The 25,105-nt window shown below is 41.3% G+C and carries 20 protein-coding genes and 2 riboswitches; of the genes, 5 read left to right on the forward strand and 15 right to left on the reverse strand.

Features of this window, described 5'->3' with window-relative positions; translation table 11 throughout:
• Positions 1-11 precede the first annotated feature (11 nt).
• The 15 genes from FN960_RS12475 to FN960_RS12545 all read right to left on the reverse strand — a co-directional run bounded on the left by FN960_RS12475 (position 12) and on the right by FN960_RS12545 (position 18,357).
• A complete protein-coding gene (locus FN960_RS12475; protein WP_438799883.1) occupies positions 12-1,997 on the reverse strand; it encodes a chemotaxis protein CheW in 1,986 nt (661 codons plus the stop codon).
• A gap of 93 nt (positions 1,998-2,090) precedes the next feature.
• Positions 2,091-5,417, reverse strand: a complete 3,327-nt coding sequence (locus FN960_RS12480; RefSeq protein ID WP_143849066.1) for a UvrD-helicase domain-containing protein — start codon at positions 5,415-5,417, stop codon at positions 2,091-2,093.
• On the reverse strand, positions 5,414-8,275 hold the full coding sequence (locus tag FN960_RS12485; RefSeq protein WP_143849067.1) for a PD-(D/E)XK nuclease family protein: 2,862 nt from the start codon (positions 8,273-8,275) through the stop codon (positions 5,414-5,416). Before FN960_RS12485 ends, FN960_RS12480 begins: the two co-directional genes overlap by 4 nt.
• Positions 8,268-8,726 carry a GNAT family N-acetyltransferase gene (locus FN960_RS12490; RefSeq protein ID WP_143849068.1) on the reverse strand — a complete coding sequence of 153 codons (459 nt, stop codon included), beginning with the start codon at positions 8,724-8,726 and terminating at the stop codon, positions 8,268-8,270. The genes FN960_RS12485 and FN960_RS12490 overlap by 8 nt, the downstream gene beginning before the upstream one ends.
• A 27-nt stretch (positions 8,727-8,753) precedes the next feature.
• Positions 8,754-9,125, reverse strand: a complete 372-nt coding sequence (locus tag FN960_RS12495; RefSeq protein WP_143849069.1) for a DUF1516 family protein — start codon at positions 9,123-9,125, stop codon at positions 8,754-8,756.
• 123 nt (positions 9,126-9,248) lie between these two features.
• Positions 9,249-9,899 carry a phosphate signaling complex protein PhoU gene (gene phoU, locus FN960_RS12500; RefSeq protein WP_143849070.1) on the reverse strand — a complete coding sequence of 217 codons (651 nt, stop codon included), beginning with the start codon at positions 9,897-9,899 and terminating at the stop codon, positions 9,249-9,251.
• Between the two features lie 22 nt (positions 9,900-9,921).
• Complete coding sequence (pstB, locus tag FN960_RS12505) at positions 9,922-10,704, reverse strand: phosphate ABC transporter ATP-binding protein PstB (RefSeq protein ID WP_143849178.1); 783 nt, start codon at positions 10,702-10,704, stop codon at positions 9,922-9,924.
• 21 nt (positions 10,705-10,725) lie between these two features.
• A complete protein-coding gene (gene pstB / locus FN960_RS12510; protein ID WP_260681999.1) occupies positions 10,726-11,529 on the reverse strand; it encodes a phosphate ABC transporter ATP-binding protein PstB in 804 nt (267 codons plus the stop codon).
• 18 nt (positions 11,530-11,547) lie between these two features.
• Positions 11,548-12,438 carry a phosphate ABC transporter permease PstA gene (gene pstA / locus FN960_RS12515; protein ID WP_143849072.1) on the reverse strand — a complete coding sequence of 297 codons (891 nt, stop codon included), beginning with the start codon at positions 12,436-12,438 and terminating at the stop codon, positions 11,548-11,550.
• Positions 12,438-13,373, reverse strand: coding sequence for a phosphate ABC transporter permease subunit PstC (gene pstC, locus FN960_RS12520; protein ID WP_143849073.1), 936 nt, complete (start codon positions 13,371-13,373; stop codon positions 12,438-12,440). The genes pstA and pstC overlap by 1 nt, the downstream gene beginning before the upstream one ends.
• A 104-nt stretch (positions 13,374-13,477) precedes the next feature.
• Positions 13,478-14,431, reverse strand: coding sequence for a phosphate ABC transporter substrate-binding protein (locus FN960_RS12525; protein ID WP_143849074.1), 954 nt, complete (start codon positions 14,429-14,431; stop codon positions 13,478-13,480).
• An 841-nt stretch (positions 14,432-15,272) separates the two neighbouring features.
• Positions 15,273-15,809 carry a 1,2-dihydroxy-3-keto-5-methylthiopentene dioxygenase gene (locus FN960_RS12530; RefSeq protein WP_143849075.1) on the reverse strand — a complete coding sequence of 179 codons (537 nt, stop codon included), beginning with the start codon at positions 15,807-15,809 and terminating at the stop codon, positions 15,273-15,275.
• A 12-nt stretch (positions 15,810-15,821) separates the two neighbouring features.
• Entirely contained in the window at positions 15,822-16,448 is a 627-nt protein-coding gene (locus tag FN960_RS12535) for a methylthioribulose 1-phosphate dehydratase (RefSeq protein ID WP_143849076.1), read from the reverse strand.
• Complete coding sequence (locus tag FN960_RS12540; RefSeq protein ID WP_143849077.1) at positions 16,448-17,128, reverse strand: 2-hydroxy-3-keto-5-methylthiopentenyl-1-phosphate phosphatase; 681 nt, start codon at positions 17,126-17,128, stop codon at positions 16,448-16,450. The genes FN960_RS12535 and FN960_RS12540 overlap by 1 nt, the downstream gene beginning before the upstream one ends.
• Entirely contained in the window at positions 17,125-18,357 is a 1,233-nt protein-coding gene (locus FN960_RS12545; protein ID WP_143849078.1) for a 2,3-diketo-5-methylthiopentyl-1-phosphate enolase, read from the reverse strand. The genes FN960_RS12540 and FN960_RS12545 overlap by 4 nt, the downstream gene beginning before the upstream one ends.
• A gap of 74 nt (positions 18,358-18,431) precedes the next feature.
• Positions 18,432-18,543, reverse strand: a riboswitch (SAM riboswitch).
• A 181-nt stretch (positions 18,544-18,724) separates the two neighbouring features.
• Positions 18,725-18,873: riboswitch (SAM riboswitch) on the forward strand.
• A gap of 74 nt (positions 18,874-18,947) precedes the next feature.
• Here FN960_RS12545 and FN960_RS12550 point away from each other — a divergent pair.
• From FN960_RS12550 to mtnA, 5 genes are read left to right on the forward strand one after another with little or no spacing between them, the layout of a single operon-like run.
• On the forward strand, positions 18,948-20,051 hold the full coding sequence (locus tag FN960_RS12550) for a sugar ABC transporter substrate-binding protein (RefSeq protein ID WP_143849079.1): 1,104 nt from the start codon (positions 18,948-18,950) through the stop codon (positions 20,049-20,051).
• An 8-nt stretch (positions 20,052-20,059) separates the two neighbouring features.
• A complete protein-coding gene (locus FN960_RS12555) occupies positions 20,060-21,556 on the forward strand; it encodes a sugar ABC transporter ATP-binding protein (protein WP_143849080.1) in 1,497 nt (498 codons plus the stop codon).
• A 1-nt stretch (position 21,557) separates the two neighbouring features.
• A complete protein-coding gene (locus tag FN960_RS12560; protein ID WP_143849081.1) occupies positions 21,558-22,544 on the forward strand; it encodes an ABC transporter permease in 987 nt (328 codons plus the stop codon).
• Between the two features lie 14 nt (positions 22,545-22,558).
• Positions 22,559-23,773, forward strand: a complete 1,215-nt coding sequence (gene mtnK / locus FN960_RS12565) for an S-methyl-5-thioribose kinase (RefSeq protein WP_143849082.1) — start codon at positions 22,559-22,561, stop codon at positions 23,771-23,773.
• 11 nt (positions 23,774-23,784) lie between these two features.
• Complete coding sequence (mtnA, locus tag FN960_RS12570; protein ID WP_143849083.1) at positions 23,785-24,852, forward strand: S-methyl-5-thioribose-1-phosphate isomerase; 1,068 nt, start codon at positions 23,785-23,787, stop codon at positions 24,850-24,852.
• Positions 24,853-25,105: the final 253 nt, after the last annotated feature.

The raw sequence follows: 25,105 nt of genomic DNA on the forward strand, positions 1-25,105 counted from the left end.
TTTCCATCAATCTATTTAATTAAGGCGTTTGGATCAACAATTAATGCCACTTCGCCATCACCAAGTATTGTGGCACCTGAAATAGCAAATACATTGGTTAGATAGTTTCCAAGTGATTTAAGCACAACATCGTGCTGGCCAATTAATGAATCAACAACTAAGCCAGCGGTCTTCTCGCCTTTTTGAATGATAACTAATGAAAGGAAGTCTTCATCTGCTTGTTGTCCAGGTATGTTAAACGCATCTCTCATGAAAACGAGTGGTACAACCTTGCCTCTAAAATCAATGACCTTCTGACCATGTGCACTAAAGAGGTCCTTTTTATGAACAATCGCAGTCTCTACAATGGATGATAACGGGATAGCATATTTCTCTTTCCCTGTTTCAACAAGCATCACATCGATAATTGATAATGTTAATGGTAATTGAATCAAGAAGGTAGAGCCCTTTTGGAGCTCTGATTGAACCGTAACAATCCCACCAAGTGATTCAAATGTGTTACGAACAACATCAAGACCTACGCCTCGACCAGAAATATCTGTAATTTGTTCGGCTGTACTGAAACCTGGTTCAAATAAAAGTCCAAATACTTGAGAGTCTGTTAACTGAGCAGACTCATCCTCTGTAATAATCTGATTTTTTAACGCTTTTGCCAAAACCTTTTCGCGGCTAATTCCAGCCCCATCATCGATAATCTCAATAAAAACATGATTACCACTATGGTAAGCCTTAAGCTGAACCGTCCCTTGAGTTGGTTTGCCTAACGCCTCACGTTGTTCAGGTGTTTCAATGCCGTGGTCAATGGAGTTTCTTATTAAATGAACGAGTGGATCACCAATTTCATCAATAATGGTTCGATCTAGCTCCGTTTCTGCTCCTTCAATTTCAAGGCGAACCTGCTTGTTCAATTCCTTTGAAAGTGTACGGACCATCCGAGGAAAACGATTAAACACTGTCTCAACTGGCATCATACGCATGGTTAAAATGATTTCTTGAAGGTTACCCGTGATTCGTGACATTCTCTCAACAGTTTCAGTAAGCTCTGCATTATCTAAGTCCCCTGAAATTTGCTCAAGGCGGCCACGATCAATCACTAGCTCCTCAAATAAGTTCATTAAGACATCCAGTCGTTCAATATTCACTCGAATGGTTTTGTTTGTTTCTACCGATTTTTGTTGAGGTTCTTTATCTGTTGAAGCTGAAGCTGGGTTAACAGGTTTTAATTCCTCTTGCTCCCTCTGCTCCGCTTGTACAAAACGTGTCATTGATTGAACGAAAACGTCTGCTATCTCAGAGACCTTTTGAATTCGCTGCTTAATTTCATCGCCTGATACCTTTGAAATAACCGTCACAAGGAATTCCAATTCAAATTTCTCTTCCTCTAATAGCTCTGCTGCTGGGGAAGACTTAATCACTTCTCCGACCTGTCCAAGGACATCAAAAACCATAAAAACTCGAGCAGCTTTGAGCATAGCATGTTCATCAAGTACTACTTTAATTTGATAAACAGAGTAACCCTGTTCAAGAGATTCTTCAAGAACGGTCCGTTCATACTCATCATATATTTCAATTAAATCTACCTGCTCTGCCGTGGCAGCTACTTCAGGTATTGCCGGGTTTTTCCCTTGCTCTATACTCTCGAGTAAGCTAACTAACTCCGTAACGTCGAGCTTACCAGTGCCACCATTGGCAATATCATTGACCATATTTTCAAGCGAATCCACAGATTGGAACATCACATCAATGATCTCTGTTGTTGCTTGCTTTTGTTTATTCCTGATTAAATCAAGAACATTTTCCATATTATGAGTAAGATGTGCTAAATCCTCAAAGCCCATCGTGGCTGACATTCCCTTTAATGTATGGGCTGATCGAAATATTTCACCTATTATCGATTCATCCTCGGGCTGCTTTTCCAGCTTTAACAGGTTATCATTTACTGTTTGTAGATGTTCCTGACTTTCATCAAGGAAAACAGCCAAGTACTCTGAATTCATCAAAACTACGTCCACCTCATTCTTTGATCTACCTACTCTGCAACATTTACATCTAACGGATATGTGATATAAAAATGAGTAGTCTCATCTCTTCTATTCATTATATCGGTCTGAGAGTGTAGAGGTTTCAATAGTTAAGCCAGTTGTTTTTAATTTCACTATATTTTCAATCGTATTTTTTAGAGTCTGCTCATCTTGTTCAGTCACTTTAACCTCATAAAGGGTCTGCTCTTTATCTCTTAAAAGAACTAGGTACAGTTTATGTACAGCTTTCCCGGTCCTCTGTTCAAATGCCCACTTGTAGAGTAATAACTGTGGTTTATAATAATTTATGAGTTCTTCTTTTGCATGAGGTAGTACATTCGTTTTGAAATCTACTATACCTACTTCACCGTTTTTAACCACAACTTTATCAATGATGCCCGTTACCTCTGCTCTGCCCCAGTCCATAGTAAACAGCCATTCGTTAGCAATCTGTTCACCTAATGAAAGCTGTTTATAGACGGATAGTAGCTGATTCACTTCACGCTCATATTGCTTATAAAGCTCATGTGTCTGATATTGTTCCCCTAAAGCAATGGTTACCGCCCTCTCATCAGTCCAACCTAGATCAACTAACTCAATCGCACGGTGTACTAAGGTACCTACAAGGTTCGCAGCTAAGTGATACTCCCTTTCTCCATCATGATGAGCATGAAATGAAGTGGTATCACGTTCTCTTAAATACTGATCAAAATAGAGAGAAGGATTGTGTAAACATGCAACAATCTCGCTGACTGAGATAGGCACCCGCGTTTCAATTGTATCCTTTAATATTGGAGGTGGGGTATATACATCTGTGTCTTCAGCAAGCCAAGGCTCTTCATCACTCACGTATTTCTCGGTGAACCACGTTGTATCGGTACTCTTTGTTTGTTCAATCATGTGTAACCAAGAGTTCTCGGAAGCCTTGTCCTCGCCATTGATTAGAATGAGTTTGTCTTTTGCTCTTGTGGCTGCAACATAAAATAATCGTTTGGCTTCTTCGACAGCTTTATGATCGGCTTCATCCTTAACGAGCTCAAAACCGGGAGTGGTCCAGCCACGATCTTTCGCCTCCAAATTCATTACAATCCCAAGTTGCGGGTGAAACCGAAATCTTCCTGAGTCCTTTTGAGGTCTTTGGTGCAGCTGTGGTAGGAATACAACTGGGAATTCCAAACCTTTTGAACCATGCACAGTCATAATCGTAACCGTGTCACCCTCCGCTCTTTCTACTGTTGCATCACCCTGCTTCTCACTCCATTGCACTCTCTCCTGGACAGATGTTAATAGCTTGCGCAAATTCGGTTGTTTTTGATCTGCCAGAATTTCAATTAATTTCTCGACATTTCTAACCCGTTGCAGGCCATTAGATTGTAGTAACAGAGCTGATTTTAAACCCGTTTCCTCCAATAATTCGTAGCAAGATTCCTCAAGGCTTGGGAATGGTTGAAAGGGAACCCATTGTTCAATCCACTTCCTCAGCGTACCTATTGCATTCAAGATTTCTGCAGGCAAATGGTTATGGTGTAGTACGTGATCATCTAAACAGACGTATTCCCCTATGGACTGATTTTCTTTGCAGGCGGATTTTATATATAGAAAATCATTGATGGTTAACCCAATTAACGGGCTTCTTAATAAGGCCAGTACGTAAAAATCCTCGTAAGGCTTATCTAACCAGCGAAGCAAGGTCAAAAAATCAACGACCTCTTGTCGTTCGAAAAAGCCAACCCCGCTATGCACTTCATATGGAATTTGCTTCGCTCTTAAAGCTTTCTCCAATTTACGTAAATGTGTCCTCGTTGGAATTAATACTGATAAATCATGCCAAGATGCAGGTCTCCATAAAGAATCTTCCCCAACGATTTTTTCTTTGGAACGAACCAATTCAATCATTCGATTGGCAATGAGGTCATACTCTTCTTGCTCGCCACAGACTACCTCTACAGCATCTGTTAACTCTGGATTTGGTGTACGGAAGGCGTCAAGTGGCTGATATAACGTTTGATATGAGTATTCCTGAATCTGAGCCATTGCATGTGAAAAAATCGTATTTACCGCAGAGACAATAGGTTCAATCGTTCGATAGTTTTTATTCATTAAAATTCTTTGATCTGCAGCCTGTGCTTGCTGTTCAAGATCGTTCATGATCGTGACATCGGCTCCACGAAATTGATAAATGGATTGCTTGGTATCCCCAACTAAAAAGCGATACATAGGTTGAATTCGTTGTAAAACCTCCAGCTGAAGCGCGTTTGTATCTTGAAACTCATCAACCATAAAGTGCTTGAATTCTTCTCTGCAGGACCGTTGAATGTCAGGATCCTCCAATAGCTTTAACGCTTTCTGCTGAAGATCAGCAAAGTCTAGCACCCCTTGAAACATTTTTCGCTCTTGATAAAGAAGGTCAAATGCTTGGATAAGCCTCATGAATTTCTCCAAAAAGACCTTTGTTTGCTTTGGGTCAACCGAATTTTCCTTTTTCTTCAAACGTTCCTTAAGTGGTTTCCACTGAGTTTCAAACAAATCATATAAACTAGGAATGCCTTCCTTCCAAGCACTGTTTACTCGTTTTGGCATCACTTCGGTAAGTGCTTTTATATACTCTTCATTAAACGACTTAGGTGTCTGTCGATCAAAGAATTCGGTGAGTCGTGATACATGATTCTCATTTGCTTTTGACAACCCCGTAGTTGGAAAGCTCCTTACTGCTTCCTTACCTGCGTGATCAAAAGCTTTCATGTGCTGGATCCAGCTCTGATTACTTGCCTCTACCTGTGAGTTCCACATACACTCAACATCAAGCTGCTGAATAGCTGCTTCCCCGGGAACAAGCTCTCTTAACTGATCGTGTATTTGAACAATCGCGTCCCCAAGTTGGTCCATACTAATTGCTTCAAAAAATGGTTCCGCCTTACGAAAATGATCAACAGATGAGAAAAGGGATTGAAGTACATCCTGTTTGATAAGATTTGCATCCACGTCATCGATAATTTGAAAGGCTGCTGGTAAATCTGCTTGAAAAGCATGCTGGTGCAGCAGCCTTTGACAGAAGCTATGAAAGGTCGTTATGACCGCACGATCCAATGCCTCCTTTTGCCCAATCCAGTGGTTTTGCTCTTGGACAGATGGAGCAGATTGAATCCTATTTTCTATGCTTACTCGTATCCGTTGCTTCATCTCTCGAGCAGCTTTTTCTGTGAATGTGATGGCAGTAATTGAATCAATGGCTGCCCCATGTGGCTCTTTAGGCTGTGCATAAGCCAATTCACTTAAATGCAACACTCGCTCTGTTAGAACTCTCGTTTTTCCTGAGCCAGCACCTGCTGCGACAACTACTAGAGTTTGCTTTGAATAAATCGCTTCTTCCTGCTGTGTATTAAATGTCATACTCATATCTCAGCGGCTGCCTCCTTTTGATCATCTGTCACACGGCATATTGGACCATACGGGCAGCTATCCCGACAATCTAATGGCTTAACTGGAAACGAGCTATTCATGCCTTGCCAAAGTGTCTGAATTCGTTCCTCAAGCTCATACTTCTTCAAAAAGGACTCAGTGCCTATTTCCGGCTCCTTATTCTGGCATCGAGAGCTGACAAGAAAACGAGATGGCTTACCTATTTCGCGCTCATGCCAGATTCCATTATTACTTCTTTGACTAGGTGCACGTAAAGAAATATAAGAAGCCCCCAATGCCTCATGAGCATGATCATTCCTAAGATCTAGGGTCTGTTTAAGAATATAACTATAGAGTGGAAGCTGTAGCTTTAACCCTGCACGTACCTCCTCCATTTTTAACGTAGATAAACCCGTTTTATAATCATAGATAACAAACTCCGAATCGATCATATCCACTCGGTCAATCTTTCCTGTTAATCGTATCGGCTCCCCGCTTTTACTTAGCAGCTCATATGTCAGTGACTGCTCTAGTGAGTGAATGGACATTGCACCTAGCGATTCGTTATCCCAGAACAGTTTACGTTCTGCTTCCCACCATTCCAGCAATCTATTTACCCATTGCTGCTTTAATAGATTCAGCTCAAGCTTTGAAATGTGTGGATTCTCTTCTTCAATAAGCAACCAGCTTTCATCTATCTTTTGTTCAATTAATTGAGGGACCTGCTGTTTTTTTTGTTCGGATAAGGAGGAGAAGGGTTGGCCAACGATCTCTAATTCCTGATACAACCATTCAATTAATGTATGTACGAGGTGGCCGATAAGCAGAAAGGAAACACCTTCATCCTGTGCATCCGGCTCTGACACCTGTAATAAACGCTCAAGCGAGAACCTGATTGGACAACGAGCGTAGCTCTCTAAAGCCGTTATCGCAACAGTAGGCTGTTGTTTCAACCGCTGTTCCATTTCGTTAGAGATTGCTTCTTCACCAGTCTCTAAACGATGAAGAGAGTGCTCCATCGCTGAAATATCCGCTGGAAGATCCTGCACACTTTTCTTTTTGCCCTTCCAATACGCGATCATTTCTATATACTCTTTACGAGTGTGAGCCATTTTCTTTCTCATTCTATTTTCAAATGACCAGCTACTTTCGATGGATTGGCCATCAAGGAAGACGGTTGGTAACAAAGGATGATTTGGGTCAACTCCTTCGACATAGCTAAACACCAATTCCTCTGCCACAAAAAACAACTGTCTAAAGTAGGCAGCTTGCTTCTTACGAAAATGTAAGTGCGTAGGCTTTCCATACGGTATATCATAAAGATAGATATCCGTTTCCTGAACGTAGCCAGATAATCTATATGTTCCTGGGAATTGCTCCGCCCCCATGGAAGGAATAAATAATGTTTTGCCTGTAAACTGAGCTGCATTTTGCCAATACAATGATGGAACCCCGTTGCGAAACCCTTGTTCCCGAAGTAGATCCTTTTGATCAAGGTTAGCCCTTACCAGATCATGTATGAAAGAAGCAGATACCTTAAATTGGCCAATTTGATTTTGGCTGAAGCTCTCCCTCTTTGTACGAAGTAGATCCATTAATTGCTGCAAAGCCTTCTCTTCAATTAAAAGATCTTGGATCGCGCCCGCTTGGGTCATTTCTTTTATTTGCCGATCTAACCATTCAGCAATTGCTAGCTCGTCCAACACGGTTTCGAGCCTATGTAAATAGTCAACAATCCCTTCATATGAATTTCGATCGAACTGACCGATCCTTTGACGGCTTTCTTCTACTTTTTCCAGACCCGTTGTACCACTGCGTTGAAGCTGATGCATCGCTTTTGCGTAAGCCGTTCCTCTTACGCCAAATATGTGTAGTAGTAAAGAAGCCAGTTCTACCTCTTCTTCTTTTGTGTGTAACGGTTTAAGAATAAAGTCAACGATCATATAGATGGATGTTTGACCCATTTTTTTTGTGATAGGTAGGGTAATTGGAACCCCTGCTTCTTTAGCTACACGCATCCAATTTTCTTTCTCATCAGGAGCATGTAGAATCCCTACTTCATCTGTCTGGTCTGCCATCGCCTGAACCACCCCCGTCCATTGCTCACGGGTGGTCGTCGCCTTAATTAAAGAAACACGATTTGTCTTAGGAGAAGTTGGTTGAATCTTAAACCGATCTGTGTTGAAGCCCATTTTTTTAAGGTCATCCAGTGTTTCTGTCACAATATCTAAGGATTCAAAATGAGGCAGGTAGACGGTAACCTTTATATCTGCTTGTAGCAATGCTTCAAGTAATACAAATTGGAGTGGGCTGAAATCATAAAACCCATCGACAATCACATGCCAATTAGATGCAGTGGATTGCTGTTTAAGTAGTTCTGCAGCATATAGCATTCGATTTTCAGGATCTAGCACCTGCTGCTCTTTTGTTAACTTCTCATAAGATTTAAATATGGGCTTACATGCTTCTAATGGATGGGTGATTGAATCCGTAGAAACGCCAAGCCTTTTTAACTGACCATATGTATCTGACAATGCTTTTGCTTTCTCCTTGGGCGAACGGTTGTCTCTAGCTTGTTCCTGCTCAAGTATTTGTTGAAAAAAAAGCGTTCTTTCTTGTTCTGATAAAGAAAGAAACGCCTTCTTATGCATTTGAAGCGTACGAATGGCTAAATCATCAAACGTGCCAAACATAAATGGCTGATTTGATTGTCTAGCTGCTCTCAACCATGAACTAGAGGGCATTATATAGAGAATGGATGGATCCATCTCTCTCATTTCCTTGGCATATAGATCCAATCGTTGACTGCTTCCTATGTCTACAAGTGCCGTTCCGATAACTTTCTGCCTAAGCATGCGATGTTTCCTTTTGCACTCTTAGCATATCTACATGATCAATATCATCAAGAAGATAAACGTCTGAAATAGGCGAAAATCCAAAGGAGCGATAGAAACGATCTAAGTAATATTGAGCTTGAATTTGAATGGTCTTCTGTTGATACCCTTCAAGCACAGAAATTGCTTTTGTCATTAACTCTCTGCCACTACTTGTACCCCGATATTCTTTTTTTACCAGTACTCTCCCGATAGAAGCATGCTCTCTTTCTGCGGAAGGAAGAAACAGTCTTGCATACGCTGCCAGCTCCGTTCCCTGATATCCTAGCAAGTGAATGGCTTCCTGATCCTTACCATCCAACTCTTCATATGGACAATCCTGTTCCACGACAAAGACATTCACTCGTGCTTGGATAATGTCATATAACTCCTGTGTGTGCAGTTCTGTAAATGTTTTAGTAACCCAATTCATCTAGTTGTTCCTCATTTCTTATCAAAATTATGAATGTAGACCCACATTAAATCCTAACAATAGAATAATAGATAACGCTGCAAAGCCAATAAACCAATAAATGGATGTCCCACGTTGCTTCCGTTTTGTTTTCCTTAGAATGACTTCCATAGAGTAGATTAAGATTAGTGAGATGAGTCCTTTAATCACATACTGAGCAGGAAACTGATAGGCATAAAGCACAGCTGTACCTGACAACATGGAAAGCACATACAAAAACCAAAGCAATGTTCGCAGCATCCGATTAAAAAATAGAAGCCCTATCTTGTTACTTACAAAAATAATGGTAAATAATATTAAAATTAACGGCCATGTAGCCACGTGTATTTTATAATAAATTAGAAAGAGTTGCGCATCCATAATAATCCTCCTGCCTCACTTGCCCGGCAATGCTTACATCCATTCTATACTTCCTTCAAAGTGTATCATATTGCTTATAAACATACACAAAAAAAGAGCAGGTCTCCCCTGCTCTTTGGTCTACTAGTTTAGATCAAAATGTTCTCCGTTCGATTCATAGATGACCCACTCTGCGACATTTGTTGCGTAGTCAGCAATACGCTCTATATAACGTGCAATAAAAGCCAGCTGTGTCAGCTGTTCAGCATCGTGCTCAGTTGTACCATCTTTGAACAATCTTTTAATAAAACGACCAAATTGCTCATCAACCTTATCATCTAATGCAGCCATTTTTTGAGCAACAATCAGGTTCTTTGTTTTAAAGGCCTCTAGGGATTCTTTAAGCATACTTCTTGCATCGCCAGCCATAGTCAATAGCTCTTGTTTTTTTTCTAGATACGAGCTCGGGTCAATGCGTTTCGATACTTTAGCAAGGTCAACAGCTAAATCACCAACTCGTTCCAAATCACCTGAGATTTTCATGGCTACAATTAAGTTTCGCAGATCAGTCGCTACAGGTTGTTGTCGCGCAATCAACTGGAAAACCTCATTGTTAATATCCAATTCTAATTTATTCACTTTCGCATCATGTTGGATAATATGATCAATTAACTCACGATCCGATTGTTCAAAAGCTTCCAAAGACTTATCGAATTGTATAAGAACCTCTTCACCCAATCGCGTGATCTGGTCTTTTACATCTTCCAAATGTTGATGAAACGAACTTCTTAGCATAAACGCCCCCCCTTATTTTTTATTAGCCAAATTGTCCAGAAATGTACTGCTCTGTTTTAGGGTTATCCGGATTCGTAAAGATTTTGTTTGTTTCCCCAATTTCCATTAATTCACCCATATAAAAGAAAGCTGTTTGGTCTGAAATACGTGCAGCCTGCTGCATATTGTGTGTCACGATAACAATTGTGTATTTTTTTCTTAGTTCATCAATTAGCTCTTCTACCTTTGATGTACTAATTGGATCTAATGCAGAGGTTGGTTCATCCATTAGAATAACACTAGGTGTTGTTGCTAAAGCTCTAGCGATACATAGACGTTGCTGCTGTCCACCAGATAACCCCATACCATTTGTATGCAGACGATCCTTCACTTCATCCCATAAAACTGCATCTCGTAAGCTTTTTTCTACAATTTCATCAAGTTCTTGCTTCTTCTTAATGCCATGAACACGTGGTCCGTAAGCTACATTTTCATAAATCGATTTTGGAAATGGATTTGGTTTTTGAAAGACCATTCCAACCTTCTTACGTAAATCAACCAGATCTGGTTTACCAGTTAAAAGGCTATCACCCTTATAAACAATATCACCTGACATCTTAACGACCGGATTCATATTAATCATGAGGTTTAACGTCTTAATAAACGTTGACTTCCCACAACCAGACGGCCCAATAATGGCTGTAACCTCTGATTCATTAATATCAAATGATACATTTTTAAGCGCGTGATTTGTGCCATACCATAAGTTAAAATCTTTAATGTTATAAACGGTCTGCAATGCTTGTGAAGACTTTTCAGCTGTCATTGTCATGTCCCAACACTCCCCTTATCCAAATCGACCTGAAATATAATCCTCTGTCTGTTTTACATCCGGAGTAGAAAACAACTTATCTGTTTGATTGTATTCTATTAAACGGCCATTATAGAAAAAGGCTGTTTTATCTGAAATTCTAGATGCCTGCTGCATATTGTGTGTCACAATAACAATCGTAAACTCTTTCTTTAGCTCTAAGATAAGTTCCTCAATTTTTGCCGTGGCTATCGGATCTAGAGCCGAAGCTGGTTCATCCAACAAGAGCACGTTTGGCTTTATAGTAAGCGTGCGTGCAATACATAAACGTTGCTGCTGTCCGCCTGAAAGAGATAGTGCAGATTCGTATAAACGGTCCTTTACTTCATCCCAAAGAGCAGCTTTTCGTAGTGAATCCTCTACACGCTCTTTCCATTCATTTTTAGGTACTCCATGAAAACGAAGTCCGTGAACGAGGTTATGATAGATTGATTTTGGAAATGGATTGGGTCTTTGAAACACCATACCGATTTCTTTTCTTAGCGCTACCACATTCACTTCATTTGACAATAAATTTAACCCTTGATAATCAATTTCTCCTGTATTACGTGAAATTGGAATCAGATCATTCATTCGATTAATACTACGTAAAAAAGTTGATTTCCCACAGCCTGAAGGTCCAATTAAAGCTGTTACAGCCTGTTGATCAATCCCCATTGAAAGCTCTTGAACCGCATGATTATTGCCATAATAAATATTTAAATCCTTCACATTAAGAATTGTATTCGCCTCATCCGTCATCTTAGCAGATTTAGCCCCTTGCCTTTCCGCAGTTAACATAGACATGTGCTTACCCCCTTAAGATTTTGAAGCAGTTAGTTTCTTATGAAGTGCCTTACCGAACCATCTCGCCAATAAGTTAAATAACAGAACAGCAATAACCAATACAGCAGAAGAACCATCAGCAATGGCCCGAATATCAGGCACAAGTCCTTGCGTATTTACCTTCCAAATGTGTACAGCAAGCGTCTCAGCAGGACGGAACACATTTAATGGTGAAGTCTCACTAAACGGATTTAGATTCCCCCAATTTAATCGAGGTGTTGTCAAACCTGCAGTAAATAATAACGCAGCTGCTTCACCGAACACACGTCCCGAAGCTAAAATAACGCCTGTCAAAATTGATGGAACCGCCGCTGGTAAAATAACCGTACGAATGGTATCCCAATGCGTTATACCTAAAGCAAAGCTTGCTTCCTTCAGATCACGAGGCACACTTGTTATGGCATCCTCAGACACACGAACCATAACCGGTAAATTAAACACTGTTAACGCAAGAGCTCCCCCTATAATGGTGTAACCCCATCCAGTAATAGAAACAAACAATAATAATCCAAACATACCAACGACAATAGAAGGTAGTGAAGCTAAGACTTCAATACACGTACGAATAAAGTCGGTAATTCTACCAGGCTTTGCATACTCCGCCATGTAGATTCCTCCACCAATACCAAGAGGAACTGTAAATACCATCGTTAAGAAAAGAATATAAAATGAGTTAAATAGCTGTGGTCCAATTCCGCCTCCAGCTCTAAATGAACTAGGTGGTGAAGTTAAAAATGACCAGTTGATCACGCCAAATCCTCGGTAAAAGATATATCCTATTAAACCAGCCAAAATAGCAACAATAATTCCTGCAATCACTGTAAATAATCCTGTTGCAAGCTTATCAGTCATTTTTGTATTCATTAAAATGACCTCCTAGAAGATAAGAATCTAATAATAATAATGAAAATGTAAGACATGACAAGCAGGATTAGTCCAAGTGACCAAAGTACGTTATTATCGACGCTTCCTTGTACCGTATGCCCCATATTAAGTGTAATAATCGTTGTTAACGTGGCTGTAGGATCTGTAAGTGAATCAGCAATGGTCCGTGCATTTCCGATAACCATTTGTACAGCAAGTGCTTCACCAAACGCTCGTGCCATCCCAAGTACAATAGCCGTTAAAAGCATTGGCCATGCAGCAGGTAAAAGCACTCTTCTTATGGTTTGCCAACGAGTGGCTCCTAATGCAAGCGAAGACTCACGTAAGCCGTTCGGCAAACTGCGAAGCGCATCTGTAGCTATACTCGTTACTGTCGGAAGAATCATAACTGAAAGAACAATCGTTCCGGCAAGCAATCCGAAGCCTTGACCGCCAACGTACTGTCTCACAAATGGAACGACGACAGTTAGACCAATAAATCCGTACACAACGGATGGAATTCCTACGAGTAGTTCTATGACAGGTTGAAGAATACGTCTGCCCCAAGAAGGTGCAATTTCAATCATATAAATAGCAGCCCCAACCCCAAGCGGAGCGGCTACTAGTGCGGATAAAATGGTAACGGCAAATGAACCAAATATAAACGGGAGAGCCCCATATACAGGTCCTCCATTGGCTTCACTTCGGGTTGGGTTCCAATCTAAACCTGTTAAAAAGCTGATTGGATTAACTCCATTCACAACAAATGCCTGAAGTCCCTTAGTCATCAGGAAAAGCGTGATTGAAATGGTAGCCAGAATGATAATTGATGCGCACCCATAAACAATGAGTTTCCCCTTGCGCTCAATCTTCTCTGCACTACGGTTATTTTTTCTTAATAAACGGTCGTGGACAGTCTGCTGCTGTGCCGCCATAACGAATGGCCCCCTTGCAAGATAGTAATGAATAATGAGATAAAGGCCGGAGAGCATTGGATTTTATCTATGCCCAACCCTCTACAGCCTATTATTACGTTTTTTTATAAGTCTGTTTGATTTCCTTCAGCGTCACGCTCTACTTGCATGTCAGTAGAAGGAATATATCCAAGCTCAGGAACGATTACTTGTTGTACATCTTCACTCATCATGTAATCAAGGAACGTCTTAGCTAGACCTTCTGGCTCACCATTTGTGTAAGAGTGCATGTAAGCCCAAACTGGGAATTCACCAGATGTTACATTGTCATCTGTTTGCTCTACGCCATCTAAATTAAGTGGAAGAACCGTATCATCCGTGTAATAAGAGAATGCTAGGTAACCAATCGCACCTGGAGTTTCAGAAATAATTTGTTTAACTGTGTTAGAAGAATCCTCTGTAATTCCTTCAGCAGGCTCAGCGCCATCTAATGCATAGTTTACAAATGTTGCACGCGTACCAGAAGAATCCGGACGGTTAACAAGAGTAATTTCTTGATCTGCGCCACCAAGCTCAGACCAGTTTGTAACTTCACCAGTGAATACAGCGATTAAATCTTCAGTAGAAATGTCCTCAATACCAACCTCAGGGTGGGCAGCAGGTCCCATTCCTACAACTGCAATGCGGTGGTCAACTAAATCTTCAGCAGGAATCTCTTCTTTTTCTTCAGCAAATACATCAGAGTTACCAATATCAACTGAACCGTCAGCAACTTGGCTTAGACCTTGTCCAGATCCACCAGCTTGTACTTGAATATCAGCGTTAGGGTTTTCCATCATAAACTCTTCTGCTCCAGCAGCCATTAGTGGCTGGATCGCACTAGAACCGGAAAGAACAAGTGAGCCTTCTGCATCTCCTGCAGCAGCATCGTCTCCGCCTTCATCCGTTGTTTCCTCGGTATCTGTGCCACCAGTATCAGTACCAGTGTCAGTGCCACCCTCTTCTGCGTTACCACAAGCTGCGATGATCGCAATCATAAGAGTTAAAACCATCATCAATAAAAGTTTTTTTGTTTTCAAGAATAGACCCTCCCATTTTCTCTTCTAATGTGAACCGGGCATGTGCCCCTCTTTCAACTGAAGTATAATCTTGTACTATTAATTTGTTGTGGTTTGAATGTAAAGATTGTGTAAAGAGAAAGTAAGCGCCGTCATTTTATTTTCTTTACAAAGCGTTAATTGAGTTTGATAGTGACCTTGGCTCTTGCTAAGTGAGGGCTTCCTCTTGGTGTTGCGGGGGTTCTTCTTGGTAACATGCTCAGGCTCTTGGTAGTGCGGGGTTTCCTCTTGGTGTTGACACTCGGCTCTTGCTATGTCGCTTCTCCCTCTTGGTATTACCTGCTTTCTTCTTGGTAATGACCACCGGCTCTTGCTATGTCGCTTCTCCCTCTTGGTATTACCTGCTTTCTTCTTGGTAATGACCACCGGCTCTTGCTATGCGGGTTCGCGGGTTCTTCCTCTTGCTATTACGTGCTTTCTTCTTGGTACACCCTCCGGCTCTTGCTATGCGGGTTCTTCCTCTTGGTATGGCGCGCTTTCTTCTTGGTATTGACCCTTGGCTCTTGCTAAGCTGGACCTTCCTCTTGGTATGGCGCACTTTCTTCTTGGTACATCCCCCGGCTCTTGCTACGCGGGTTCTTCCTCTTGCTATTACGTGCTTTCTTCTTGGTACATCCTCCGGCTCTTGCTAAGCTGGGCCTTCCTCTTGGTATTACGCGCTTTCTTCTTGGTAATGCCCCCTTGGCTCTTACTAAGCAAATTCTTCCTGTTTCAATTCGTTTACGCTCACACTCCTTCTCATCTCCACCAAAAAAAAAAGCCTCTGAAGTTTAGTTCTTCAGAGACTCTGTCCAAATATTCTTTATTTCTGGAAATCAGGATCATTAAATGAGTGTGCGACCCAGCCTTCTGGGTCGATAAATAATCTGACGGCGACAACTTGACGCTCATCTGAGAGGGTAAAGAAATGTGGCACGTTCACCGGAACAGAGATGACATCTCCTGGGGATAGATTTACATCAAAGTATCCAGTATCCTCTCCTTTAATGACAAATGTTCCGGATCCTGCTGTAATCGCTCGAACTTCATCTTCTGTATGAGTGTGCACTTGTTCGAATTTTTTCAACAGTGCTTCTAAATCAGGTGTGTCCTCATTAAGAGCGATCACATCCCAGTTTTTGTAGCCACGGCGCTCTGCTAAAGAACGAATTTCTTCATCAAATGTAGCCAGCACCTGCTCTTTATTCTCATCATTTAAATGGCATACATTTTGCAAGCTTTCCGGAAGCTTAGTTGGATCCCAATACTCATAAAGCACCTCTTGGCTTTCTAAAAATTGTCTAACCTCTGTCTCGCCACTAATGGTTTCCCCGGTGTTGCGGATTTGAATCACTGCCATAATACTTCCTCCTCATACAGTAAATTGTTTTAATTTCAAATGATACGCAAACAAAAATTCAAATGCTTCCAAATGCTTTTTCGCCTCAAACCCATTTCGACCCCAAGCAGTAATCCCATGATTTCGTATGAGTACCCCATAAATCCCTGGTCGTATTTGCTCGGCTACTGCCTCTGCAAGCCTTGGCAATTCTGCATAATTACGAACGATCGGAACAGTGATCGAACCGTTTTCTTCCCATATATTAAACGCCTTAATTAACTCTTGATCTTGAAATGTAATCTCTCCTTGGTCTCCATACAATTCAGAAATGACATTGTTGCTTAGGGTATGAACATGTAGAGAGCAGCCTGCATTTGTGTTTTCATAGATTCGTTGATGCAACACCGTCTCCGCTGAAGGTTTTAAGCTAGTGCTCTCAATCGATTGACTGTGTTCATTTACTAGAAGAAAATCTTCCGCTGTGCGCTTGCGTTTATCCTTTCCACTTGCCGTAACAAGAAAGCGTAAAGGATTTTCACTCACCTTAATGGATAGATTTCCGCTTGTTCCTGGGAACCAATCTCTTGCTGCCAGCTCATCCTTAATATCAGCTAATTCGTCCCATTTATCTTGATAGGTAGCTTGTAGTGCACTCACTATGCGTTCACCTCCAGCTGTGACTCCAGTTTTTCTATCACTTGATGAAAGCTGTTAAAAGAAGTATGCGTAAGTCCAAGTTCACGACACTTCTCTAATAGAAAGGAGCCGCATGCAAAGACTTCGTCTGCTTGCTTGGCAGCCTGAAGGTCTGTAATTGAATCCCCGATAACAATTTTGTAAAAGTCATCATCCGAGTATTGTCTGAGAATCGTCGGCTTACAGCAGCCACAATCATTTGTACAATGGTTGTCGCAGCTATGCGGCCAGGTGATCTCAATTGTTGAACCGCTGAAGTCACTGCCATTACAATACACCTCATCTGCTAGCTGAAAGGGTTCTAACACCGGATGCACAAAAAAATCTATGCCTCCACTTACAATTTTTAATGTTATTTCCTTCTCTCGTACATAGGCTAGAAACGAAGAAAATCCGTCCCGTATCTCTGCCTGTTCGAGCACAAAGCTGACAATCTCTTGTTTCCTATCAACTGATATTAAATCAAAAAGTCGACCTACACCAGATCGTATTGAAATACGTTCTGCAAGGATGTCATCTTTAATTGCTTCCCATCCGGGGGGGTTGATATATTTCATAATGGCAATGATATTATCCTTGGTTGTGATCGTGCCATCAAAGTCACAAAAGATGATTGGCTGTTTTTCTGCAATAGCAATCATTTGGGACTCCCCCACAATTCAAGCGCTGTGGCTAGTTCTGGTGATTCCGCTGCAGCCTCAGCTAGTGTTTTTGATGCTAAGACACCTGATACCGCATCACGGAAAGCTTTTGCCCCTGCTTTTGCGCCTCCTGGGTGACCATGAATACCTCCGCCTGCATTAATGACCGAGTCAATGCCGAAATCTTCTATTAACCATGGTGTTAAACCTGGATGAATACCAGCCGACGGTACGGGAAACGCTGTGTTGATGGAGCGTTTTTCCCTAAGTGCATCCGCAATGTCTAATGTCTCTGACTTTTCCATTGCTACGCTTCCATATGGGGATGGAAATAAAACGAGATCTGCACCTGCTAAGCGTAAAAGCTTACCTAGTAGGACCTTATTAGAAATGCCGTAATACGGTGATGCTGTTAAAGCACCTGAAACAGCAGGGTGAGCCATGATAGGCACGTTTATCTCTGGATCCTCTGCTAACGCCTGAAGCACATCTAAACCATAGGCAAATACATTAAATAATAACGCACTAGCTCCTAGCTCAACCGCGTGTTTGGCCTTCTCTTTTAATTCAAAGGTCCGACCGGTTAAATTAACGGCGTATAGCTTTCGCTCCCCCGTTTGTTCATACACCTTTGTTAAAACGTCGGCCCCTGTTTTCACACGATCGGTAAATGGGGTAAGAGGGTTATCAAAAAGGATCTCGTCATCCTTTACGATGTCTACTCCACCTATTAGTTGATCGAGTAATTGCTGTTTAAACTCAGATAAGTCCTTACCGATCATTCCTTTAAAAATACTCATAACTAAAGGACGATCATAAACACTAAGATGACTACGTATGCTCTCTATTCCAACTTGTGGTCCAGGAAAAGCTGCTTCTAAAGTCGGTTCGAAATCAACATCAACTAGCTTAATTTCCCCGTCCAAAGAAAGCTTCCCAAAAATGGTTGTTAATATCGCAGGAATATCTGCAGAAAAATTAGCTTGCGGATAAGCAATTTTTATTAAACCCGTTGTTCGCTCTTCTCCAAATACACGTGTAGCTTCATCCGACGCTTTTTCTTCCACTACTTCTACTACCTCGCCTTTATGTTTTTCTAGTTGTTTTTTTTCAAGTGTCGGTAAATGTGTCCATGAGCCAATGGTTAGACCTAATGCAATGGATTCAGCTTTTTTGTGCAAGTCTTTTTTGGGGTCGTATACTCGATATGTAGCTGTCACAATACTCACTTCATGTATCCTCCTTCCTACTAAAACAAAAAGTCCACTTCTATTTGAAGAGGACGGTGTGCCAGTTTCATGTCCTCTTATCTACCAAGGTAACCTTGTGAGAATTAGCACCTTGAATTGACCCAAAAGCCAAAACAGGTTGCCGGGTTTCATTGGGATCGTCCCTCCACCAGCTCTTCATAAGAGTAAATAATATGTAAAGTCTATAAATATACTAAGGATTATGACAGCGAGCATCTATTCTGTCAATTAGAAAAAATCTATTTATCAGAATGTATTGACATCTAAGACAAACCTTCGTATTATTTTAACCAACTACTCATATTGGGAAAAACAGAATACGAGTATACAACAACTAAATGAAACACTCTTATCGAGAGCTGGCTGAGGGAATTGGCCCTGTGAAGCCCGGCAACCGACCTACTCATCAGAATTCTGGTGAAAACCTTAAAGGTTTTAAGGCACGGTGCTACATCCAACAGTATCGGATTCTATATCCGAACTGAAAGATAAGAGGACGGACCACAGCATTCCGCCTCTTTCTTTCATGAAAGAGGCTTTTTTATATGGATAAAGGGGAGAGATTGTGTATGGCAAAGTATTACGGGGTTCAATCATTAGGAATTACAGCAATAGCCTTATTATTACTAGCAGGATGCGGGGACAGTGAGGCAAATGAAGCTCAAGCAGACATAGACTTAGATGGTGTTCCTGAAAGATTTGCACAGGGAGAAGGAGCCAAAGTAAAGGTCATTCGAAAAATAGGTGGAGACGATCATACGGCACAATATTTGGCTGGTGTTCAACAAGAAGGAGAAGCATTAGGGTTTGATGTCGACGTATTTACCGCTAATGGAGACACAGCAAGTTACCACGATGCGATTTCACAAGCGATTGACGCAAATTATGACGGTTTAATTCTTTCTCACGGTGATGATGCCGCTACTATAGAAGCAGTACAACGGGCCGTAGATCAAGGAATTGAAGTTGTCACATTTGATTCTAATCCAGAATTAGAGTCAATTGAAGGTGTAACTCTCACCTCACAGGATGATGAGGAGTTAGCTAGCCTTGCACTGGATCAACTTGTTGAGGATGTAAATGGGGAAGCAAATATTCTTTATCTTTGGGTGGACGGCTTTCCACCAATGGTCAGACGAGATACCGTTTATCAAGAAGTCCTAGCAGAGAATTCTGAAATTAATGAGCTTGAACGCTTTGGTGTTGCTGCTGAGGATACATCCACTCAAACACAAAATGCAGTAGCTGCTTTACTTAATAAATATCCTGAAGGTGAAATTGATGCCATATTTGCGACGTGGGATGCCTTTGCTATTGGAGCCGCTCGTGCATTAGAAGAAGCTGGGCGTGATGAGATTTCTATTTACGGAATCGATGTTTCGAATGCTGACCTGCAAATCATGCAACAGGAAAATAGCACATGGGACTACACAGCTGCCGTTGACCCGAAACTAATTGGAGAAATTAATTTAAGACTATTAGCAAAAAAATTAGCAGGTGAGGAAACACCTCAGTTTTATGACTTAGAAGCATCTCTTATATCTAGAGATCAATTAATAGAAGCAAATGCCGAAGTAAATATGGTTTCATTAGCTGATGTGATTCCAGGGTGGGGCGAGTCGGATGCTTTTGAGGAAGATTGGATGACCGTGCTAAAAGATCATAACAAATAGGTGATGACATGGAATTACGTATGAATGATATATCCGTTTCGTATCCAGGTGTTCAGGCACTTGATCAGGTCTCATTGTCGGTGAGTGGCGGAACTACACATGCTCTTATTGGAGCAAATGGTGCAGGCAAATCAACGTTAATGAAGGTTCTTTCTGGCTCTGAACCTAGTTATACAGGCAGCATATCCATCAATGGACAAAACGTCTCAATTCAATCACCTAAAGATGCACAAAAACACGGGATCCAAATGGTTCAGCAGGAGGTTGATGCTGGTTTAGTACCTAACTTGACGGTTGCAGAGAATCTCCACTTGCACACATTTGGTGCAAACAATAACGTTGCACCTTTTATTAAGTGGAAACAGATTCGTAAACAAGCTTCAGATAGTTTGCAGGCTTTAGAAATAAAGATTGCTCCTAACACTTTGGTCAGTGATTTATCACTCGCAGAAAAACAAATGATATTGATTACAAGAGCGGTATTGACTGATTGTAAGATCTTAATTTTAGATGAACCAACGGCACCATTAAGCCTTTCTGAAACCAAACAGCTCTTTCGTATCGTGCGAGACTTACTGAAAAAAAATGTAGCGGTCATCTTTATTTCTCATCGCTTACCTGAGTTATTTGAAATATGTGACTTGATCACTGTAATGAGGAATGGATGTATGGTTTCTTCACAGCCCATCTCTCGGACCTCTATTGAGCAAGTAGTTGAAGATATGCTGGGTGAACCATTACAAAATCAATTTGTTGATCGAATTCCTAATGTGAAAGAAATTTTTCTTGAGGCTCGTGAGCTTTCAGATGGTCTGGATATAGAGAATGTATCTCTTCATGTGAAAAAGGGAGAAATTATTGGCTTAGCAGGACTAGTTGGAGCCGGTAAAACGGAGCTTTGTAAGTTATTATTTGGAGCCTCTAAAGCTACTTCTGGCTCCCTCTTATTAGATGGGGAACACATCACCTTAACATCGCCCTCTGAAGCCGTTAAACATGGACTTGCCCTTGTACCAGAAGAAAGACGGAAGGAAGGCATTCTTGTTGGTGAATCAGTCCTAATAAATCTAGCAACAGTGAATCTAAAAAAATTTAGTAATCATTTTGGCTTTATCAATGTTAAAAAGCAGAAAAAAGCTGCCACAGAAATGGTTGATGTCTTGGATATAAAAACACCTCGTATGGAAACATTGGTGGCGCATTTATCAGGTGGGAATCAACAAAAGGTTGCCATAGGTAAATGGCTGGTTGCCGATGCGGATGTGTATATTTTTGATGAACCTACTAAAGGCGTAGATGTTGGTGCCCGTAAAGATATATTTGAACTAATATCAGTCCTTGCCAAACGAGGAAAATCAGTCATTTATGCTTCCTGTGAATTAGCAGATATTATCGGCATGACGGATCGTACCTACGTTCTTTATGATGGACAGATTGTGAAGGAATTGATCACCAAAGACACAAATGAAGAAGAATTACTGTATCTCTCCACAGGAGGCAACTAGAATGGCAGAGCTTGAAGTAAAACAGACAACATCGTTTGATTTGTTTCGTTTCTTATATAAGTACGGAACGATTATTCTTATTGTTCTATTAATTATCGGATTTTCAGCTACTAATCCATCGTTTCTACAGCCAAGTAATGTGATCACAATCCTCAGATCTATTTCTATTGTCACGATCATTGCCATTGGCATTACTATTTCATTGTCTGTTGGAGGCTTTGATTTATCTGTTGGTTCCGTTGCCTCTCTCTCTAATGCTGTTGTGATTTCAATGTTTGTCTGGTATGGCCAGCCAACGTTTATAGCACTTGCAGCGGCCGTCGCGGCTGCCCTTGTAGTTGGGGCACTTAATTCGTTTATGATTGTAAAGGTTCGCATTCCTGATTTGCTGTTAACGTTAGCAATGATGTTTATCATTCAAGGGGTTGCACTTACCTATACAAAAGGCGCAACCATCTCTGAAAATATGATTCTATCAGATGGAAGTTACGCAGAAGGAACAATCAGTTCTCTTTTCGCAAAATTCGGTCAGGTCCCTTACATAATTATCATTATGATTGTGTGTGTCGTTGTAGTTCATATCTTTTTGACGTATACCAAGCACGGGCGCTGCCTTTATATCATTGGAGGTAATGAAGAAGCTGCTAGATTATCCGGGATTGCCGTGAACAAATATAAAATCCTTGCCTACCTTCTATCCGCCTTTTTTGCATCACTTGGTGGAATAGTGCTTGCCTCTCGAGTAATGACCGCTGAAATTCAAGCTGGTGGCCCCTATTTAATGGATGCCGTTGCTGCCGCTTTTATCGGCTTTGCTGTTTTTGGTGCAGGTAAACCAAATGCCATTGGAACCTTTGTTGGGGCTGTATTAATCGGAATTCTTGCAAACGGACTTGTGATGATGAGTGTTCCTTATTATGCAATGGATATTGTAAAAGGATCCGTGCTCGCCTTAGCACTTGCTATTACTTATTATAAATTCAAATGAACGGAGGACTTCAAATGACAACATTTACTGAATCATATTTTACAATGACGGAAACGGATGCAATAATCTATGCAAAGGATCACCTGACCTTCTTTTCAGAGGATGCTGAGCTTTCATGTAAAGAGATTGGAGACGGAAACTTAAACTACGTTTTTCGTTTGGTAGATAGCAAAAGCGGAGACTCCCTCATTATTAAACAGGCTGGTCCAGTGGCACGAATCTCTGATGAGTTTAAAGTTTCCCCTGACCGTAATCGTATTGAGCATGATATCTTAAAAATACAAGGTGAGCTTGTACCTGAATTTGTTCCGGAGGTTTATCATTACGATCCGATTATGAACTGCACAGCTATGCAGGACCTGTCTAACTATACGATTTTACGTAAGGCTTTTTTGACGCATCAAACTTTTCCACAGCTTGCGGATCATGTCTCTAGTTTTTTAGTTAATACTCTTCTGTTAACTTCGGATCTTGTGCTTGGTCACAAAGAGAAAAAGGATCAAGTTAAAGCCTTTATCAATCCCGAGCTTTGCGAGATTACCGAGGATCTTGTATACACAGAACCTTTTTATGATTGCCCTCGTAATGAGGTGTTTGAGGGAACGCTGCCTTTTGTTCGAGAAGAAATTTGGAGTGATGAAACGTTAAAATTAGAAACGGCGAAGCTTAAGTTTCAGTTTCTCACAAAAGCTCAGTCACTTATCCATGGAGACTTTCATACGGGCTCAATCTTTGTGACCGAGGATCAGACAAAGGTAATTGATGCTGAGTTTGCATTTTATGGACCCGCAGGCTACGATATTGGGAACATCATTGCCAACCTTATTTTTGCGTATGTGAATGGTGAGCAGACGATTTATGATCCGATTGAACGTGAGCGTTTTACTGGTTACATCTTAACAACCATTCAAGACATCATTAATCAATTTAAAGAAAAATTTACGTATGCTTTTTTTGACCATGTAACGGAGCGTGTGGCTGAATACCCTGGATTCCTTGAGCATTACTTAGAGGAGCTTCTTGCGGACACAGCTGCAGTGTGCGGACTTGAACTGAGTCGCAGGGTCATCGGACTTGCACCCGTACAGGATTTAACTGACATTGCTGATCCCGATAAACGTGCCGCGGCTGAAATAGCGTGCTTAAAAGCAGCCAAAGTATTTATTTTGAATCGCCATGACTTTTTTCATGGAGAGGACTTCACCCGGGTTCTTCAAGAGCATACTTAAGGAGTGTACTTATGAAGCAAATCGTTGATATTATCCAGTCTGTTCGTCTTGACGATGTTGAAGATAGCCTGATTATTTTAGATCAAACCCAGCTCCCTAATCAAAAAGTGTATTTGTCACTTAAAGAGGTATCAGAGGTCTGGGAGGCTATCGTCCAGTTGCAGGTGCGTGGGGCTCCTGCAATTGGAATTGCTGCGGCATACGGTGTATATCTTGGCGCGAAGCAGAGTGTTGCTGATACAATCGAGCAGCTCCGTGATTCTTTTTTAGAAACTAAAGCTTATTTAGCTACTTCTCGCCCTACGGCTGTAAATTTATTTTGGGCATTAGATCGAATGGAGAAACGCTTTCTCACAGATCATGAATCGGGCTTCTCTATCGATGCGATTATAAACGGGCTTAAAGAAGAAGCTGAACAAATCCGCATCGAGGATGAACAAATTTGTGAGGCGATTGGTGAACATGCGCTGACGTTACTCGAACCAGGCATGGGCCTACTCACACATTGTAACGCTGGCACTATTGCCACAGCAAAATACGGAACAGCTCTTGCTCCTATTTACCTTGGTCAAGAGCAAGGCTATCAGTTTAAAGTATTTGCTGACGAAACCCGCCCACTGCTACAAGGGGCACGGCTGACGGCTTGGGAGCTATCTGAAGCAGGCATTGATGTCACCTTGATTTGTGATAATATGGCTTCGATTGTGATGAGTGAGGGAAAAATTCAAGCAGTCCTTGTAGGCTGTGACCGCGTTGCCGCCAATGGAGACACCGCCAACAAAATCGGGACCTCTGGTGTAGCTATCCTTGCTAAGCATTATCAAATTCCATTTTATGTATGCGCCCCTACTTCCACGATAGATTTTACATGTAAAGATGGTCATGACATCGTTATTGAGGAACGCGCATCTGAAGAAATAACAAGCCAATGGTATCAAGAGCCCATGGCACCTGCTGGCGTAAAAACCTATAATCCTGCCTTTGATGTTACAGATCATTCATTGATTACAGCCATTGTTACTGAAAAAGGAATTTTTGATCCAAACGATCTGAAAAGACTGTCTAAAAGCACTTTCTGAGACAAACTCAAGATTGCTTACTCCAGTCAAGATTTTTTCAAAATGGATAAAAGCAGAGGAAGCGAGTGGCAGTCAATTGCCACTCGCTTCTTATGATTATGATCATCTTGGAGAACCACTACATGGGGGAAGAACGTACCGCTTATCGTTATGAGTCCGCCGCATGTCGTTAGAGCGTCCCGCATGTCGTTATGAGACCGCCGCATTTCATTAGTGCTTCCCGCATGTCGTTATGAGTCCGCCGCATTTCATT

It is taken from the genome of Alkalicoccobacillus porphyridii (assembly GCF_007293315.1).
Taxonomy (GTDB): Bacteria; Bacillota; Bacilli; order Bacillales; family Bacillaceae_D; genus Alkalicoccobacillus; species Alkalicoccobacillus porphyridii.